This is a genomic window from Bradyrhizobium sp. SZCCHNR1017, assembly GCF_032381375.1.
Lineage (GTDB): Bacteria > Pseudomonadota > Alphaproteobacteria > Rhizobiales > Xanthobacteraceae > Bradyrhizobium.
In genome coordinates, this window is the sequence record NZ_JAUHIR010000001.1 from 1,113,570 (window position 1) to 1,129,825 (window position 16,256).

The 16,256-nt window shown below is 65.3% G+C and carries 17 protein-coding genes; 9 read left to right on the forward strand and 8 right to left on the reverse strand.

The window, feature by feature from the left end; translation table 11 throughout:
- The first annotated feature begins 26 nt into the window (after positions 1–26).
- From QW863_RS05205 to QW863_RS05220, 4 genes are all read left to right on the forward strand, one after another.
- Positions 27–1,358 (forward strand): amidohydrolase, encoded by a 1,332-nt coding sequence (locus QW863_RS05205; RefSeq protein WP_315711341.1) that lies wholly within the window; start codon positions 27–29, stop codon positions 1,356–1,358.
- A gap of 195 nt (positions 1,359–1,553) precedes the next feature.
- The gene (locus QW863_RS05210) at positions 1,554–2,909 is read left to right on the forward strand and encodes an LLM class flavin-dependent oxidoreductase (protein WP_315711340.1); all 1,356 of its coding nucleotides are present in this window, start codon (positions 1,554–1,556) and stop codon (positions 2,907–2,909) included.
- 90 nt (positions 2,910–2,999) lie between these two features.
- Positions 3,000–3,167: a 50S ribosomal protein L33 gene (gene rpmG / locus QW863_RS05215; RefSeq protein ID WP_015666342.1), complete on the forward strand. Its 168-nt coding sequence runs from the start codon at positions 3,000–3,002 to the stop codon at positions 3,165–3,167.
- 223 nt (positions 3,168–3,390) lie between these two features.
- Complete coding sequence (locus QW863_RS05220) at positions 3,391–4,743, forward strand: globin-coupled sensor protein (RefSeq protein WP_315711337.1); 1,353 nt, start codon at positions 3,391–3,393, stop codon at positions 4,741–4,743.
- A gap of 64 nt (positions 4,744–4,807) precedes the next feature.
- Here QW863_RS05220 and QW863_RS05225 read toward each other — a convergent pair whose 3' ends face one another.
- From QW863_RS05225 to QW863_RS05255, 7 genes are all read right to left on the reverse strand, one after another.
- Positions 4,808–5,038 carry a hypothetical protein gene (locus QW863_RS05225; protein WP_315711336.1) on the reverse strand — a complete coding sequence of 77 codons (231 nt, stop codon included), beginning with the start codon at positions 5,036–5,038 and terminating at the stop codon, positions 4,808–4,810.
- A gap of 145 nt (positions 5,039–5,183) precedes the next feature.
- The gene (locus QW863_RS05230) at positions 5,184–5,882 is read right to left on the reverse strand and encodes an aspartate/glutamate racemase family protein (protein ID WP_315711335.1); all 699 of its coding nucleotides are present in this window, start codon (positions 5,880–5,882) and stop codon (positions 5,184–5,186) included.
- A 255-nt stretch (positions 5,883–6,137) separates the two neighbouring features.
- Positions 6,138–6,467 carry a hypothetical protein gene (locus tag QW863_RS05235; RefSeq protein ID WP_315729365.1) on the reverse strand — a complete coding sequence of 110 codons (330 nt, stop codon included), beginning with the start codon at positions 6,465–6,467 and terminating at the stop codon, positions 6,138–6,140.
- Between the two features lie 540 nt (positions 6,468–7,007).
- Positions 7,008–7,415 carry a DUF1127 domain-containing protein gene (locus tag QW863_RS05240; protein WP_315711332.1) on the reverse strand — a complete coding sequence of 136 codons (408 nt, stop codon included), beginning with the start codon at positions 7,413–7,415 and terminating at the stop codon, positions 7,008–7,010.
- A 354-nt stretch (positions 7,416–7,769) separates the two neighbouring features.
- Positions 7,770–8,051, reverse strand: coding sequence for a hypothetical protein (locus tag QW863_RS05245; RefSeq protein WP_315711331.1), 282 nt, complete (start codon positions 8,049–8,051; stop codon positions 7,770–7,772).
- Positions 8,052–8,929: 878 nt separating this feature from the next.
- A complete protein-coding gene (locus QW863_RS05250) occupies positions 8,930–10,351 on the reverse strand; it encodes a PleD family two-component system response regulator (protein WP_315718396.1) in 1,422 nt (473 codons plus the stop codon).
- A gap of 12 nt (positions 10,352–10,363) precedes the next feature.
- Entirely contained in the window at positions 10,364–10,729 is a 366-nt protein-coding gene (locus QW863_RS05255) for a response regulator (RefSeq protein WP_008964019.1), read from the reverse strand.
- 216 nt (positions 10,730–10,945) lie between these two features.
- Here QW863_RS05255 and QW863_RS05260 point away from each other — a divergent pair, with 216 nt between their 5' ends.
- Positions 10,946–11,245 carry a DUF3572 domain-containing protein gene (locus QW863_RS05260; protein ID WP_315718395.1) on the forward strand — a complete coding sequence of 100 codons (300 nt, stop codon included), beginning with the start codon at positions 10,946–10,948 and terminating at the stop codon, positions 11,243–11,245.
- Positions 11,242–12,549 carry a DNA polymerase IV gene (locus QW863_RS05265; protein WP_315718394.1) on the forward strand — a complete coding sequence of 436 codons (1,308 nt, stop codon included), beginning with the start codon at positions 11,242–11,244 and terminating at the stop codon, positions 12,547–12,549. The genes QW863_RS05260 and QW863_RS05265 overlap by 4 nt, the downstream gene beginning before the upstream one ends.
- Positions 12,550–12,557: 8 nt before the next feature.
- Here the strand turns inward: QW863_RS05265 and QW863_RS05270 are convergent, their stop codons facing one another.
- Positions 12,558–13,415 (reverse strand): cell envelope integrity EipB family protein, encoded by an 858-nt coding sequence (locus QW863_RS05270; RefSeq protein WP_315718393.1) that lies wholly within the window; start codon positions 13,413–13,415, stop codon positions 12,558–12,560.
- Between the two features lie 205 nt (positions 13,416–13,620).
- Here QW863_RS05270 and QW863_RS05275 point away from each other — a divergent pair, with 205 nt between their 5' ends.
- From QW863_RS05275 to QW863_RS05285, 3 genes are all read left to right on the forward strand, one after another.
- The gene (locus tag QW863_RS05275) at positions 13,621–14,088 is read left to right on the forward strand and encodes a RidA family protein (protein ID WP_315718392.1); all 468 of its coding nucleotides are present in this window, start codon (positions 13,621–13,623) and stop codon (positions 14,086–14,088) included.
- Positions 14,089–14,163: 75 nt separating this feature from the next.
- Positions 14,164–14,916: a glycerophosphodiester phosphodiesterase gene (locus tag QW863_RS05280; protein ID WP_315718391.1), complete on the forward strand. Its 753-nt coding sequence runs from the start codon at positions 14,164–14,166 to the stop codon at positions 14,914–14,916.
- 102 nt (positions 14,917–15,018) lie between these two features.
- Positions 15,019–16,227 carry a GNAT family N-acetyltransferase gene (locus tag QW863_RS05285; RefSeq protein ID WP_315718390.1) on the forward strand — a complete coding sequence of 403 codons (1,209 nt, stop codon included), beginning with the start codon at positions 15,019–15,021 and terminating at the stop codon, positions 16,225–16,227.
- The last annotated feature ends 29 nt before the right edge of the window (positions 16,228–16,256 follow it).

A 16,256-nucleotide genomic window follows, 5' to 3' on the forward strand; every position in this document is an offset into this window, starting at 1 on the left:
GGCCACACGTATCGTGGAGCCAATCCATGAAGCAGTCTCTCGGGCGTCTATTCGCGTCGGTCGCGCTGATCGCGCTGGCCTCGCCACCGGCCCATGCCGAGCTCGACGTCGCAGCCTTGACATCGACGATCGCGGCCTCGCTCGAGCGCGACTACCCGGCGCTCGACATGCTCTACAAGGACCTGCACGCCCATCCGGAGCTCGCCTTCCAGGAGGTCAAGACGGCGGCGAAGCTTGCGGAGGAGATGCGCAGCGTCGGCTTCCAGGTCACCGAGAAGGTCGGCAAGACCGGACTCGTCGCGCTCTATCGCAATGGCGAGGGCCCGACCATCATGGTGCGCACCGAGCTCGATGCGCTGCCGATGGAGGAGAAGACCGGCCTGCCCTATGCGAGCCGCGACACGGCCAATTGGAACGGGCGCGTGACCTTCGTCGCGCATAGTTGCGGCCACGACGTGCACATGGTGAGCTGGGTCGGCACGGCCAGGACGCTCATAGGCCTCAAGGACAAGTGGAAGGGCACGCTGATGTTCGTCGGCCAGCCCGCCGAGGAGGAGGTCGCGGGCGCGAAGGCGATGCTGGCCGACGGCCTGTTCACCCGCTTTCCGAAACCCGATGTCGGCTTTGCGCTGCATAGCGGCGGCTTCGCACATGGTGATGTAACGTATCGGGTCGGCGTCGGTTCATCGAGCATGGATGGCCTGTCGATCCGCTTCTATGGCCGCGGCGTCCATGACTCGGCGCCGCATACCACCATCAAGCCAATCATGATGGCGGCACGCTTCCTTGTCGATCTGCAGAGCGTGATCCGCCGCGAGAAGGACCCAACCGAGCCCGGCGTCCTCGTCGGAGTGATCCAAGGCGGCACCGCCAGCGAGATCATCCCGGACGACGCGGTCATGCCCGTGACCATCAGGAGCTTCAGGCCGGAGGCCCGCGCCAAGATGCTGGGAGAGATCGAGCGAACCGCCATGGCTGTGGCGGCCATGGCCGGCGCTCCGCGGCCCGGTATCGAGTTGGAGCAACGGACGGATGCCGTGATCAACGACGACGCGCTCGTCGCGGCGGCCGAGCCGGTGCTGAAGGCGGCGTTCGGCGACAGGTTGACGAGATCGCCGCCGAGCACCGCAAGTGACGACTATGCGGAGTACGTCAAGGCCGGCGTGCCATCGATGGTCTTCAACATCGGCGTCTATGATCCAGAGCGCGTCGCGGCTGCACGTCATGGTGGTCCGCGGCTGCCGCCGAACCGCTCGCAGCTGTTCGCGCCGGTGCCCAAGCCGACCATCGAGACCGGCGTCACCGCGATGACGCTCGCCGTGCTGTCGGCGTTCGATGCACGCGCACGGAGGCATTAGTTGTCCGGCCACGAATGACTCGCCATGAGACGGGCAGCCCTACGACACCATTTGCTGCGTAACCTGTATTGCCTCACGACAGAATGAGCGTGCTGCGCACGACCGCAAAAACGAAATCGTGTTCTGCCGTGGGTTGCTGACGCGGATCGGGCGAGTTCCTATCTGCTCAAGAGATCAACCATCCACGGACACCCCATGGCTCCCCGTCAACTCAAGCTCGGCGCCTTCATGCGCCCGGTCTCCATCCACACCGGCGCGTGGCGCTATCCCGGCGCCTGGCCGGACGCCAATTTCAACTTCGCGCATCTCAAGCAGCTCATCCGGAAATTGGAGGCCGGCAAGTTCGACGCCTTCTTCATGGCCGACCATCTCGCGGTCCTGAACATGCCGATCAATGCGCTCAAGCGCAGCCACACCGTGACTTCGTTCGAGCCCTTCACGCTGCTCTCGGCGCTGTCGGCGGTGACCGAGAACATCGGGCTGATCGCGACCGGATCGACCACCTTCGACGAGCCCTATCACCTCGCCCGCCGCTTCGCCTCGCTGGACCACATCTCGGGCGGACGTGCCGGCTGGAACATCGTCACCACGTCGAACCCGGATGCCGCGCTTAATTTCGGCCTCGACGATCACATGGAGCACGCCGAGCGCTACAAGCGCGCCCGCGAGTTCTACGACGTCGTCACCGGCCTGTGGGATTCGTTTGCCGACGATGCCTTCGTGCGCGACGTCGAGAGCGGGCTGTTCTTCGATCCCGACAAGATGCACGTGCTCGACCACAAGGGCAAATATCTGAAAGTCCGCGGCCCGCTCAACATCGCCCGCCCCGTGCAGGGCTGGCCGGTGATCGTACAGGCCGGCGCCTCGGAGGACGGCAAGCAGCTCGCGGCGGAGACGGCGGAGGCCGTGTTCACAGGCGGCGGCAGCCTCGCCGATGGGCAGAAGCTCTATGCCGACATCAAGGGCCGCATGGACAAGATCGGCCGTGATCCTGAGCATCTGAAGATCCTGCCCGGCGCCTTCGTGGTGGTCGGCGACAGCGTCGACGAGGCGAAGGAGAAGCGCGCGCTGCTCGACAGCATGGTGCATTACGACAGCGCCATCGCCTCGCTCTCGGTCATCCTCGGCACCGACGCTTCCGGCTTCGATCCCGACGGTCCGCTGCCTGATATCCCCGAGACCAACGCCTCCAAGAGCGGCCGCCAGCGCCTGGTCGATGTCGCCGCGCGCGACCAGCTCACGGTGCGGCAACTGGCGCAGCGGGTCGGCGGCTACGGCGGTCTGTCCTTCGTCGGCACCGCCAAGACGATCGCCGACCAGATGCAGGAGTGGCTGGAAAGCCGTGGGTCGGACGGTTTCAACATCATGTTCCCGTTCCTCCCCGCGGGGCTCGACGACGTCGTCGACAAGGTGATTCCCGAGCTGCAGCGCCGCGGGATCTTCCGGACGGAGTATGAGGGGCCGACCCTGCGGGACAATCTCGGCCTGCCCCGACCGAAAAACCGCTTCTTCGCGGCCCAGGGACCCCAGAATCTGGCCCTCAAACCTTGACTTTGGGGGCTGGCTGGGTAGGTTGCCGGCCAACGGCGCCCCCTCTTTGGCCGGTGCCCACCCCCGATCCCGATTCCAGAGGTTCAAGACATGGCCAAAGCGGTCACCATCAAGGTCAAGCTCGTGTCGACCGCCGACACCGGCTTCTATTACGTTGCCAAGAAGAACTCGCGCACCATGACCGACAAGATGGTCAAGAAGAAGTATGACCCGGTCGCGCGCAAGCACGTCGAATTCCGCGAAGCCAAGATCAAGTAAGATCGCGGTCTGCTGCGACTTCAACGGGGCCGTTTCGGCCCCGTTTTTTATTGCGCGCGATGCTCCCACTGCTGCGGCACGGGCCGTCCGCTTCTGATCGGTCCATTGGCTGCGGCTGAATCTGGTTCCCGACTTAAGGAGCCATCAACCAAACCCGTGCGATTTGGGGTAGCGGCGCCCCCCCCCGCAGCGTCTCCCTCCTTATCTTACCGGCAGACCAGTGATGACCGATCTTCAGACTTTGCAGTCCCGTCTCGATTTCATCGGCATCGACAATGCGACCCGAGAGGCGCTGCGGGAGCTGCGGCCGCTGATCGGCAAGGTGCTGCCCGGCCTGCTGGAGCAGTTCTACGCCCATGTCGGCAAGGTCCCGCATCTCGCCAAGATGTTCTCCAGCCAGGCCGCGATGCGGCACGCCTCGAAGGCCCAGCTCGACCATTGGATGTCGCTGGCGACCGCGAAGTTCGACGATGCCTATGTGAAGTCCGTGACGAGGATCGGCCAGGCGCACAACCGGATGGGGCTGGAGCCGCGCTGGTACATCGCCGGCTATTCGCTGATCGTGACCGGGCTGCAGAAGGCGATCGAGACGGAGATCGCGGACGGCTGGTTCGGCGGCCAGGCGGCCCGCGAGAAGAAGGCCGCGCTGCAGGCTGCGATCACCAAGGCGGCAATGATCGACATGGATCTCGCCATCTCGGTCTATCTCGATGCGGCCAAGACCGAGCAGCACGTCGCCATGCAACGCATGGCCGACGAGTTCGAAGCCACCGTCGGCCAGATCATCAACAAGGTCCATGCGGACGCGCGCACGCTCGAGGTCTCGGCCAACACGCTGACCAAGACCGCCGAGCAGACCCAGCACCTGTCGGCCAGCGCGGCCTCGGCCTCGGGCCAGGTCTCGACCAACGTGCAGTCGGTCGCCTCGGCCGCCGAGGAGATGACCTCCTCGGTCCATGAGATCGGGCGGCAGGTCAGGGAATCGACCACCATTGCCAAGGAGGCCGTTCGCCAGATCGAGCAGACCGATGTCGGCATCAGCGAGCTGTCGCGCACCGCCGAGCGCATCGGCGACGTGCTCAAGCTGATCACCTCGATCGCCGCCCAGACCAACCTGCTGGCGCTGAACGCGACCATCGAGGCGGCGCGCGCCGGCGACGCCGGCCGCGGTTTCGCGGTGGTGGCCTCCGAGGTCAAGGCGCTGGCGTCGCAGACCGCCAAGGCCACCGAGGAGATCGGCCAGCAGATCGAAGGCATTCAGAGCGCGACGCAGTCCTCGGTCGCCTCGATCAAGCAGATCGGCGGCACCATCCAGCAGATCTCGGAGATCGCCGCCGGCATCGCCGCCGCCGTCGAGCAGCAAGGCGCCGCGACGGGGCAGATCTCGCGCAACGTGCAGGAGGTCGCCGGCGGCACCGCGCGCGTCGTCGGCAACATCGGCGACGTCAGCAAGGGCGCCAGCGCCACCGGCACCGCCTCCGCGCAGGTGCTGTCATCCGCGCACTCGCTGTCGCGCGAGAGCGATCACCTCAAGGATGAGCTGGAGAAATTCTTGCGCAGGGTCCGTGCGGCCTGACTACAAAGAAGGGCGGATCGGCGTTGGCCGTCCGCCCTGCGACGTCGCGACGCTGCGCGCCGGCTTACATCCCGTGGCTCAGGAACACCGCCGAGCAGCGCTTGCTCAGCTTGGCCCGGTTCTGCGTCAGACAGTTCTGGACGCCGAAGTCATCGCCGAGCTGAGCGCGGCAGAAGCGCTTGGCGTCGGGCGCGCAAGCCTTCTGCTCCTGCGGCGTCCCCATATGGCCCTGAGCCATGGCAAATGGCGGCAGAACGGACAGCGACACGGCAACCGCAAATATCAGCTTCTTCATTGGGCGCTCCTCCTTGGGCTGAAACAAACGTTTCCCGCCCAAGGGGGTTCCGACGGAACTGTGCGTCCGAAGGCCGGATGGCGAGCGTCGCAGCCAGTGCTGCCTGCACGTCCCACTCTGAACGGCCAGCGCCTTGCCGCAATTCTCAGCCGGCGCAGGACGTGGCCCGCGCCAGCGCAGCACGCGCGAGCAGACGCGTCGAATCCAACGTCGGCAGAGGCGAGTTGGCATCGTCGATGATCAGCGGAATCTCGGTGCAGCCGAGCGCGACGGCATCGCAACCTTCCTCCTTCAGTCGCGCGATGATCGCCTGAAACGCGGCGACGGAGGGCGGCTGAAACCGCCCGTAGACCAGCTCATCCATGATGATGCGGTTGGCTTCGACGCGATCGGCTTCTTCCGGACGCGCGAACGCCAGCCCGCGTGCGGTCAAGCTATCCGGATAGACATTGCTGTCGACCAGCCATTTGGTGCCGGTGATGCCGATACGCCTGTAGCCTCTCCTGACCGCTTCCGTCGCGACCACGTCGGCGATGTGCAACCACGGCAGCGGAGAGCGCGGCAGCACCAGCGGCAGGGCCTGGTGGATGGTGTTGTCCGGGCAGATCAGGAAATCCGCGCCGGCCGCGGCGAGCTTGCGCGCCGAGGTCAGCATCAGCTCGGCGACGCCATCGAGATTGCCGCGATCGAGGCAGGCCACGTAGTCGGCGAGCGACGGCGTGTGCATCGACACCTCGGGATGGGCATGCGGCCCGAGCAGGTCGGCGCCCTCCTTGCAGATCGTGCGATAGCAGAGCGCCGCGCCCTCGGCGGAGCAGCCGACGATGCCGATATGTTTTGCCATTCGTCGTTCCATTTCCATCAACGTTGACGACGATGATAGCGCGAAAAGCGGCCGAGGGTGAACATCAACCCACCACGCACCATCCTCTGCCATTGCGCGCACAGCGAAGCAATCCAGAGTCCTTGCTGAGCCCTGGCTTGCTTCGCTGTGCTCGCAATGACGCGGTTGCAACAGATCGCGCGCACGACATCGCCAGGGCCGATCACACGCTGATCCGCCCTGCCGAGACATTTGTTCGCACTGGCCTGTTCGCAGCTACATCACACCGCGGGACATCATGGCGTTCGCTATGTCGAATCTCAGGCGCTCGAGCGCGCGGTGGGCTGCGATATGGTCGAGATCGCCTTGCGTCAGGCCGATATCCACCAGTTGCGCCTCGCTCAGGTCGCATAGATCGACTCTCATCCGCCTGAGCCGACGGCCTTCCTGAAACACCAGCCAATAGCGCGCGAGCAGGCCGAACAGCCCCGGAGCCGAGATGCCCGGCGGCCCGGCCGCATTCTTTTCCGACAACGCGTCACGCAGCACCGTGACGGATGCGCTGGGTCGCGGCGCGGCTGGCGCCTGGTGCGCCGCGTTCTTCACCAATGAGAGGGGGCGATCGCGCGTGGCGGAATTGCGGGCGATCTCGTCTGTGAGATGGGTCTGAGGTGGCATCGGTCGCTCCTGCTGCGTGATGCCGGCAGGGAGCGTGGCCAAACAAAAGGCCCCGTCCGATGCCGGCGGGGCCTGGTGGAATGATCGTGTCGTCGAAATCCTAGCGCACGACTCCTCCCACGGCCCAGCTGCGGCGGGCCGCATGTTTGCGGTTGGAGTTGCGCACGACGTTGATCATGGTTTGTCGGTACCACGATGATTGCGCCAGATCAAGGCATGTAGTTCCTGCGCTCGCACATGAGCACCTATGCGAGGCTTGTGTTCTGCCGAACTCCGCGCACGCGGCGTCTCCGGCAGGATAGTGTCCATAGATAAGCGCGATCTCACCTCCGTCGTTGCGAGCGCAGCGAAGCAATCCAGAGTCGTGTGCGGGACCCTGGATTGCTTCGCTGACGCTCGCAATGACGTCGCGGCGACCATCTCGCGCTGTTGGTCGGTTATCCCTGCGTCGCCACTTTCAACGACCAACTACATTCCCCGACGCGAGACGCCGCCCGGATATGGATCATCCCTCAATCTGTCGAGCGTCCGCAGCGCGGCGATGTGCTCGATCTCGGCGCGCGTGATGCCGATATCTGTGAGCTCGCGTTCGCTCAGGTCATGCAGGCAGTCCCGCACGCTCTCGCGGCGTTGCCATTCTTGGATCGCGCGCCAGCACCAGCCGATCAAGCGGATGATCGGCCAGGTCGGCGTGGCCGGCGGACCGGCCGCGTCCTTTTCTGGCGACACGTCTCGCAACGCTGCGATCGACGCTTCGGACTGCATCGATGGCTGCACGCTGTCGATCGCGTCGGTGATTGACGCGATCGAGAGATCGACGTTGAGCGCCGACACGTGCGCAGCGTCGATCGTCGCGCTGGTCTGATGGGGTGGCATCCTCTGCTCCTGCTGTTATGCCGGCAGGGAGCGTGGCCAAACAAAAGGCCCCGTCCGATGCCGGCGGGGCCTGGTGAAACGATCGCAACGTCCAATTCCTAGCGCGCGACTCCTTCCACGGCCCAGCCGAAGCGGGTCATGTGATAGAAGTTGACGATGCGGACCGATTTGCTCATGTCACGTAAGGTATCATGGCACGCACGCAACATCAAGGGATATTTGGGCGCCCCACATCCTGGCGGCGAGTTGTTGTAGATCGACCGCGCGAGCACGGCGGGCGGATTGGCGTCAGCTCAATCTGCCGATTTGCGGCGAACGTGAAGCGGCGCGCTGATCCGCCCTACGGAGTGCGGACTACCAGCTGAAATGTCCACATCGGGCACACTCCACAAACATCAGACGCTCTCTCGTCCGAGATACATCGGAATGAGTCGACAACCATCCGGCCTTGCGCGCTGACCAGCGCGACGTACCGCGCCCCGCCATGAACCGATCCAAGATGTCAGCCAGCGAGCCCGAAACGCCTCCCATGACCATGAAAATCAAAAGGTTGGTCTGCACACCGAGCGCTTCGAGGACCAAGACTCCACACAACATCAGCACGCCGGTCAAAACACCCATGCGAAGCGGCTTCATGCCTTTTCCCTAACCAGAGAGCAACGCCGCAACTAAGCTAACATGAGACGCCTGAAGTTCGTAGGGCCGATCAGCATCGGCCTGATCATCAGGGGTCCATCCTGAAGCATTGAGATGAGGAAGCGATCTTCCCATCGAGCGCCCCCGAGACGGTCCTGCGCCGAAGACTAACTTTTCGAACGCTTTCAACGAGATCGCTCTCGCCGGCTATCCAGATCGCAATTTTTTACTTTCGCTTTTCCAGAATTCATGCTATCCCCCTGCACATCCCACCTCGCCAAGAGGGGCGCATCGCGATCGTCACGAGCGTGAGGTGGGCTGCGGTGGGCGTGTCGGGTTGCAGCGTGGCTTGTCCGCGCCGACGAACATCCTGATGCGCACGGTGAAGCCGTGTGGTCCTGGCCTCCCGATGCTGAGGCCAAGCGGGCGCTGCGACGAAGCGCGCTCGCGACGGGGGCAAGAACGCCGGTCCCCGGGGAGAGCGCGGAGTAAGCCGTAAAGCCATCGCGCAGGGAGGGCCGGATGTCCGGCTCGTACCTGTGGTTCTGCCGCGTGCTTTCTTTCTGCACGCGGACCATGGGTGCGACCTGCACCCGGCCTTCCCTGCGCCCTCTGTTCTCGAAGAGGGTTTTCAATGGCACAGCTCGGGCGCGGAGGCGCGGCGAGGATGGGATCTCATGTGTGCTGAAGCAGGCTGCCCAGAGCTCACCGTCATTCCGGGGCGCCCGGAGGGCGAGCCCGGAATCCATAACCACGATCGGGAGTATGGATTCCGGGCTCGCGCTATGCGCGCCCCGGAATGACGTGGGGAGACGGTTGCGGCTACTCACGACCATCGTAGGCGCAGCAACGATCCGACGGCTCCACCGCCCTGCCCTCTAGCGGCCGCGGCCGGCGGCTTGCGGCAGGAACGGCGCCGGCTGATGCACGGGGGCGATCGCCACCGCGCGGTTGCGGCCCTCGTTCTTGGCGCGGTAGAGCGCATTGTCGGCGCGCTTCATGACGTCGGCGATCGGCTCGCCCTTCTGCTCCAGGGTCGACAGCCCGATCGAGGTCGTGACCTCGATGCGCTTCTCGCCCTTGTGCACCGAGAACGGCTCGTTGGCGACCGAGCGCCGCAAGCGCTCGGCGACCATGCCGGCGACGTGCAGGTCGGTTTCGGGCATCACGATGACGAACTCCTCGCCGCCATAGCGGCAGGCGAGATCGATGCCGCGGATCGACTTGCGCACGCGCATGGCGAACTCGCGCAGCACGTCATCGCCGGCATCATGGCCGTAATTGTCGTTGATCGACTTGAAGTAGTCGATGTCGAGCATCATCAGCGCCAGCGGCTTGCCACGGCTCGCGGCCTGGTCGGCGAGCGTCGAAAGATGCGTCTCCATGTAGCGGCGATTGTGCAGGCCCGTCAGCGCGTCGGTGATCGCCATCTCGATCGAGTTCTGGACGTTGTCGCGCAGATGGTCGGTGTAGCGGCGCTTGCGTATCTGGGTGCGGGCGCGCGCCAGCAGCTCGTTCTTGTCGACGGGACGCAGCAGATAGTCGTTGACGCCGATCTCCAGGCCGCGCAGCAGCCGCGAATTGTTCTCGGCTTCCGCAATCGCGAGGATCGGCACCTGCCGGGTGCGTTCCAGCGAGCGCAGCTGGCTGCACAGCCGCAGGCCGTCGTAATCGTTCAGGTCGAGCGAAACGATGACGAGGTCGTAATTGCCTTCGGCGGCGTTGAACACGGCCTCGGCGGGATTGGTCTCGACGTCGATGGCATGCTCGGTCGCCAGCATCGGCCCGAGCCGCTCGTAGGACGACGGCCGGTCGTCGACCAGCAGCACCCGCCCGCCCTTGCCGGCGTCGGCAACCGCGTTGCGCTCGGGCGCCTGCACGCCGATCTCGAGCGAGGTCAGCGCGCGCATGCGCAGCTCGTCCGTCATCATCTTCAGCCGCGTCAGCGAGCGCACGCGCGCGATCAGCACGACGTCGGAGACGGGCTTGGTCAGGAAGTCGTCGGCACCGGCCTCCAGGCCGCGCACGCGGTCGGACGGGCTGTCGAGCGCCGTCACCATGACAACCGGAATGAAATGCGTGGCCGGATTCGACTTCAGCCGGCGGCAGACCTCGAAGCCGTCCATGTCCGGCATCATGACGTCGAGCAGGATGATGTCGCATTCGGCGCGCTGGCAGATCTGCAGCGCCTCGGCGCCGTTCGCGGCGGTCAGCACGTCGAAATATTCGGCCGACAGCCGCGCCTCCAGCAGCTTGACGTTGGCCGGGACGTCGTCGACGACGAGGATACGCGCGGACACTGCAGAAACTCCTTAGCCGATAAAGCGGCGTACCGTTTCAATGAATTTTCCGACCGAGATCGGCTTGGAAAGATAGGCTTCGCAGCCACCCTCGCGGATGCGCTCCTCGTCGCCCTTCATGGCAAAGGCCGTCACTGCCACCACCGGGATGGCACGCAAATCCGGATCGTCCTTGATCCATTTCGTCACTTCCAGGCCCGAGACCTGCGGCAGCTGGATGTCCATCAGGATCAGATCGGGGCGGGTCCGGCGCACGATGTCGAGCGCCTCCACGCCGCTGGACGTACCGGACGTCTGGTACCCGTGGGCTTCCAACAGATCGCGGAAGAGCTTCATGTTGAGCTCATTGTCTTCCACGATCAGGACGGTCTTGCCCATCCGCCCCTCCGAATCACTGACACCGGCATGTCCTCTGGCGGACGCCTGTCCACCGCTACTCATCTAATTCAAACTAGCCCCAGATTCGTTCTAAGCCGTTAAGTCGGTATTCGATCTTTCCCCGAGATGGTTTCCACTTGCTTGAACCCATTCCGAAGACTCGGGCATGATGGCGCAAAGTAGAGCCGACAAGTTAACGGAAAGGCAAATCCGCCGTTGAAAAAGCCCGTTCGAAATCCGCGCGAAGTCGCTGAAATCGTTGCAGTTCAGGCCCTCGGCTTCCTGGCCGGCGAACCGGAGCGGCTGGGCCGCTTCCTGGCCGAGACCGGGATTGGGCCGGAGACGCTGCGATCCTCGGCCGCCGACCCCAATTTCCTGGTCAGCGTGCTCGATTTCGTGCTGCGCGACGACGAGACGGTAAAGGCTTTTGCCGCCCACTCCAAGTTACATCCGACCAATATCATGGCTGCACGGCAGGTATTGGGCGACCGGCAGTGGGAGCGCGACGTGCCGTGACCGAAGTAGCGCCAGCGAGCGGGTCGCGCGCGGTCGCCGGGCCGGCCTGCTTCTGCCGCGACTGCCTGACGGACCTCGATGATGGCGCGCGCCGCTGTACGGTCTGCGGCTCGCCGCGCCTCGTCCGCCATCGCGCCCTGCCCGCGCTGACGCTGGCCCATATCGACTGTGACGCGTTCTATGCAACCGTCGAGAAGCGCGACAATCCCGAGGTCGCCGACCGGCCCGTCATCATCGGCGGCGGCAAGCGCGGCGTGGTGTCGGCCGCCTGCTACATCGCCCGCACCTATGGCGTGCGCTCGGCGATGCCGATGTTCAAGGCGCTGGAGCTGTGTCCCGCGGCGGTCGTGATTCCCCCGGACATGGCGAAATATGTCCGCGTCGGCCGCGAGGTCCGGCAGGCCATGCAGGCGCTGACGCCGCTGGTCGAGCCGCTGTCGATCGACGAGGCGTTCCTGGATCTGTCCGGGACCGAGCGCGTCCACGGCATGATCCCGGCAAAGGTGCTGGCGCGCTTCGCCCGCGAGATCGAGCAGCGCATCGGGATCACGGTCTCGGTCGGGCTGTCCTGCAACAAGTTCCTCGCCAAGATCGCCTCCGATCTCGACAAGCCCCGCGGCTTCGCCGCGCTCGACCAGGACGAGGCACGGCAGATGCTGGCCGACAAGCCGGTCGGCTTCATCTTCGGCGTTGGCCCCGCCACGCAGCAGCGGCTGGCGAACCAGGGCTTCCGCACCATCGCCGACCTGCAGCGTGCCGACGAGATCGAGCTGATGAAGCAGTTCGGCGGTGACGGCCGCAGGCTGTGGCGGCTGGCGCGCGGCATCGACGACCGCAAGGTCGTCGCTGATCGCGGCGCCAAGACGATCTCCAGCGAGACCACCTTCGACACCGACATCCGCGACTACGCGACCCTGGAAAAGACCCTGTGGCGGCTGTCGGAGAAGGTGTCGGCACGGCTGAAGGCGAGCCAGCTCGCCGGGTCGACCATAACGCTGAAGCTGAAGACCGCGGACTTCCGCCAACGAACGCGCTCGCAATCGATCGCGGCGCCGACGCAGCTCGCCGGCAAGATCTTCGCAATCTGCAAGGAGATGCTGGCGCGCGAGACCGACGGCACGGCGTTCCGGCTGATGGGCGCAGGTGTCAGCGCGCTGCGCCCGGGCTCGGAGGCCTCCGACACCGACATGCTCGACCGCCGCTCGGCCTCGGCCGAGCGCGCGATCGATGCGCTACGCAAGAAGTTCGGCCAGGCCGCGGTCATCCGCGGCATCGCCTATGACGGCCCGGAGCAGACGGAATGATGCCCCGGTCAATTGCTGCAGGGCTTGCCGTCCTTCACGTCCTTGACGTCGAACTTGCCAAGCGCGCCGGCGATGACGAAATCATTGTAGTCGAGCACGAGCGCGCGCGAGACGCCGTTCTCGTAGAGCTCGAACGACATCGCGTAAACCGGCGTCTGCTCGCCCTCGGCCCGCTTGGCGTCGCGGTCATAATAGCTGACCGTCACCGGCCAGCGCGTCATCTTCTTCATCTCGTCATTGTCGGTCGAGGCGTCGGGCTTGGCGGCCGCCTTGTCGGCCGGCACCGGCGCACCGATCACGGTCAGCGTGTTGTAGACCTTCTCGCCATTGTCCGAGCCGTCATAGACCGTCAGCTCGAGCAGCGACTTGCCCTCGCGCGCGGCGGCGATGATGCGATGAATCTGCTCGGTCGGAAACACGGTCGAGCCGTCGAGCGTGAAGGTCTTCGCCTCGGGCTGCTTGAGCTTGACGGTGATGTGATCGCCGGTGCGCTCGGCGATACCGTCGACCGGGCTGGAGGCCTGCTCGTTCATGCGCGAGTCGATCTTGAAGCGGTAGCTCTTGCCGGCGCCGTCCTCCCACGCGGTGGAGCGCAGGTCGCTCAGGGTCACCTTGCCCTCACCGAGATCGAGCTCCGAGACCTGGCGGAATTCCGAAGTGTAGCCGTTGCAGGCGTTGCCAGAGAAATTGTAGAGGATGCGACCGCGCGCGCTGTTGACGGGGCTCGAGCCGCGCGACTTGACCAGGCTCAGGTCATAGAGCGCCTGATGCGGCAGGAACGGCACAGCCGCCCCGGCCTGCGCCGGACCGAACGTGATCGCCGCGACGGCGAGCGCTCCCATCGACAGTCGGAACGAATGAGCCATGAGTTTTCCTCGGAGGACGTATCGCTGAACCGTCACATTAGAGATCGCTGCATTGCGTCGCAACTGCGGCTGTCTCACGGAAACGTGCGCTTAAAGCGCCGGAATCGCGTCGGTGCTGGCTGCTTGCATGTCACTGGCAACTGCGCCAAACAGGGCCTCGGTCCGGCACGGGACCGGCTTTCAGGCGACAGAACGGGGATTCGAGATGGCGGGTACGGTTGAACAGAATCTGGCGGCACAGGGCATCACACTGCCGGCACCAAAGGCGCCGGTGGCCAATTACGTCCCGTTCGTGCGCACCGGCAACCTGCTGTTCGTGTCGGGCCAGGTCTGCCTCGGCGCCGACGGCAAGATGATCGCCTCCGGCAAGCTCGGCGGCGGCGTGTCGATCGAGGACGGCTATGCGGCCGCGAAAGGCTGCGGCGTCAACCTGCTGGCGCAGGTGAAGGCGGCGGTCGGCGATCTCGACAAGGTCGTGCGCGTGGTCCGGCTCGGCGGCTTCGTCAATTCGGCGCCCGACTTCCTCGACGGGCCCAAGGTGCTCAACGGCGCCTCCGACCTGATGGTCGCAGCGTTCGGCGACAAGGGCCGGCACGCCCGCACCACCGTCGGCGTGTCGGCGCTGCCGTCGGACGCGGCGGTGGAAGTCGAAGGCGTGTTCGAGGTTGAGTGAGAGAGAGCGCATGATCCGGAATAGTGCGCGGCGGTTTTCCGACGAGATCATGCGCCAGCAAAACGGACGGGGCGAATGCGCGCACCTGACTGGCTGACGGCCCGCCCCGTCGCCCATCGCGGCCTGCACGATGCTGATCGCGGCATCATCGAGAACATGCCGGCCGCCGCACGCGGCGCCGTGGCCGGCAACTTCGCCATCGAATGCGACATCCAGCTGTCGGCCGATGGCGAGGCCATGGTGCATCACGACTATGATCTCGGCCGCCTCACCGAGGGCACCGGCCCGCTGATCGAGAAGACCGCGGCAGAGCTGAAAGCGATCAAGTTCAAGCAGACCGACGAGCAGATGATGACGCTCGGCGACCTCTGCAACCTGATCGCCGGGCGCGTGCCGCTGGTCATCGAGGTCAAGAGCACGTTCCAGGGCGATCGCCGGCTGGTCCGGCGCATGGCCGAGGTGCTGGCGTCCTACTCCGGCCCGGTGGTCGGGATGTCGTTCGATCCGGACCAGGTCCGCGCCTTGCGCGAGACCATGCCGACGCTGACGCGCGGCATCGTCGCGCAGCGCAGGTACGAGGACGGCTACTGGGCCAAGCTGACCCAGGCGCAGCGCGACAGCATGCTGCATCTCAAGCATGGCTTCAGCAGCCAGCCGCATTTCGTCGCCTATTGGATCGAGCAGCTGCCTGCGCCTGCCCCCTGGATCGCGCGCAACGTGTTCGGCTGCCCGCTGCTGACTTGGACCGTCCGCACCCCTGAGCAGCGTGCCGCCGCAGCCCGCTATGCGGATCAGATGATCTTCGAGGGGTTTACGCCGGGGACGTGACGCCGGCCTTGAACTCGCTGCTGCGATGCACGATCTTCAGGGCGTGGCATCTGGGGCGTCCCGGCCGGGGCGTGCCGTGCCGGCCCGTTTGACAAGGATTCGATGGCATCGCCTGAGATCACGCTCGAAGCCGTTCCCGGGATCAACGAGGTCCCGGCCGCAGCATGGGACGCCTGTGCCAATCCCGAGGGCCGCGTCAGTCCCGGCTCATCTTCCGCCTGCGGCCGCGCCTACAATCCGTTCATCTCACACGCGTTTTTCTCGGCGCTCGAAGCCTCCGGCTCGGCCACCCTGCGCACCGGCTGGGCGCCGCGCCATCTGGTGGCGAAGATGGGTGACGAGGTCCTCGGCGTCGTGCCGTGCTACCTCAAGTCCCACTCGCAGGGCGAATATGTCTTCGACCGCGGCTGGGCCGATGCCTATGAGCGGGCCGGCGGGCGCTACTATCCGAAGCTGCAGGTCTCGGTGCCGTTCACGCCGGCCACAGGGCCGCGGCTGCTGATCCGCGCCGACCAGGACCGGGACATGATCGGCAATGCCCTCGCCCAGGGACTGAAGGCGCTGTGCGGGATCAGCGAGGCGTCCTCGGTCCACGTCACCTTCGCCCGGCAGGCCGAATGGGAGCTGCTCGCCGCGCAGGGCTTCCTGCAACGCACCGACCAGCAGTTCCACTGGCACAATCAGGGTTTTTCCAACTTCGACGATTTACTGGCGACGATGAATTCGCGCCACCGCAAGGCGATCAAGCGCGAGCGGCGCGACGCATTGGCCGCCGGCATCACCATCCATTGGCTGACCGGCAAGGACATCACCGAGGACGCCTGGGACGCATTCTTCGAATTCTACATGGAGACCGGCTCACGCAAGTGGGGCCGGCCGTATCTCAACCGCAAGTTCTTCTCGCTGATCGGCGAGAGCATGGCCGACGACGTGCTGCTGGTCATGGCCAAGCGCGAGAGCCGCTGGATCGCCGGCGCGATCAACTTCATCGGCTCGGACACGCTGTTCGGGCGCAACTGGGGCGCCATCGAGCACCACCCGTTCCTGCATTTCGAGGTCTGCTACTACCAGGCGATCGACTTTGCGATCCAGCACAAGCTCCAAGTCGTCGAAGCTGGCGCTCAGGGCGAGCACAAGATCGCGCGCGGCTACCTGCCGCAGACCACCTACTCCGCGCACTACATCGCCGACCGCGGCCTGCGCCGGGCCATTGACGACTATCTCAAGCGCGAGCGCGCCTATGTCGAGGAAGCCGGCCGCGAGCTCGCCGAATCCGCCCCGTTCCGGAAAGGCATGGACGAGCCGTCTTGACCGGCGACACGCGCCGGTGAGAGTAAGGC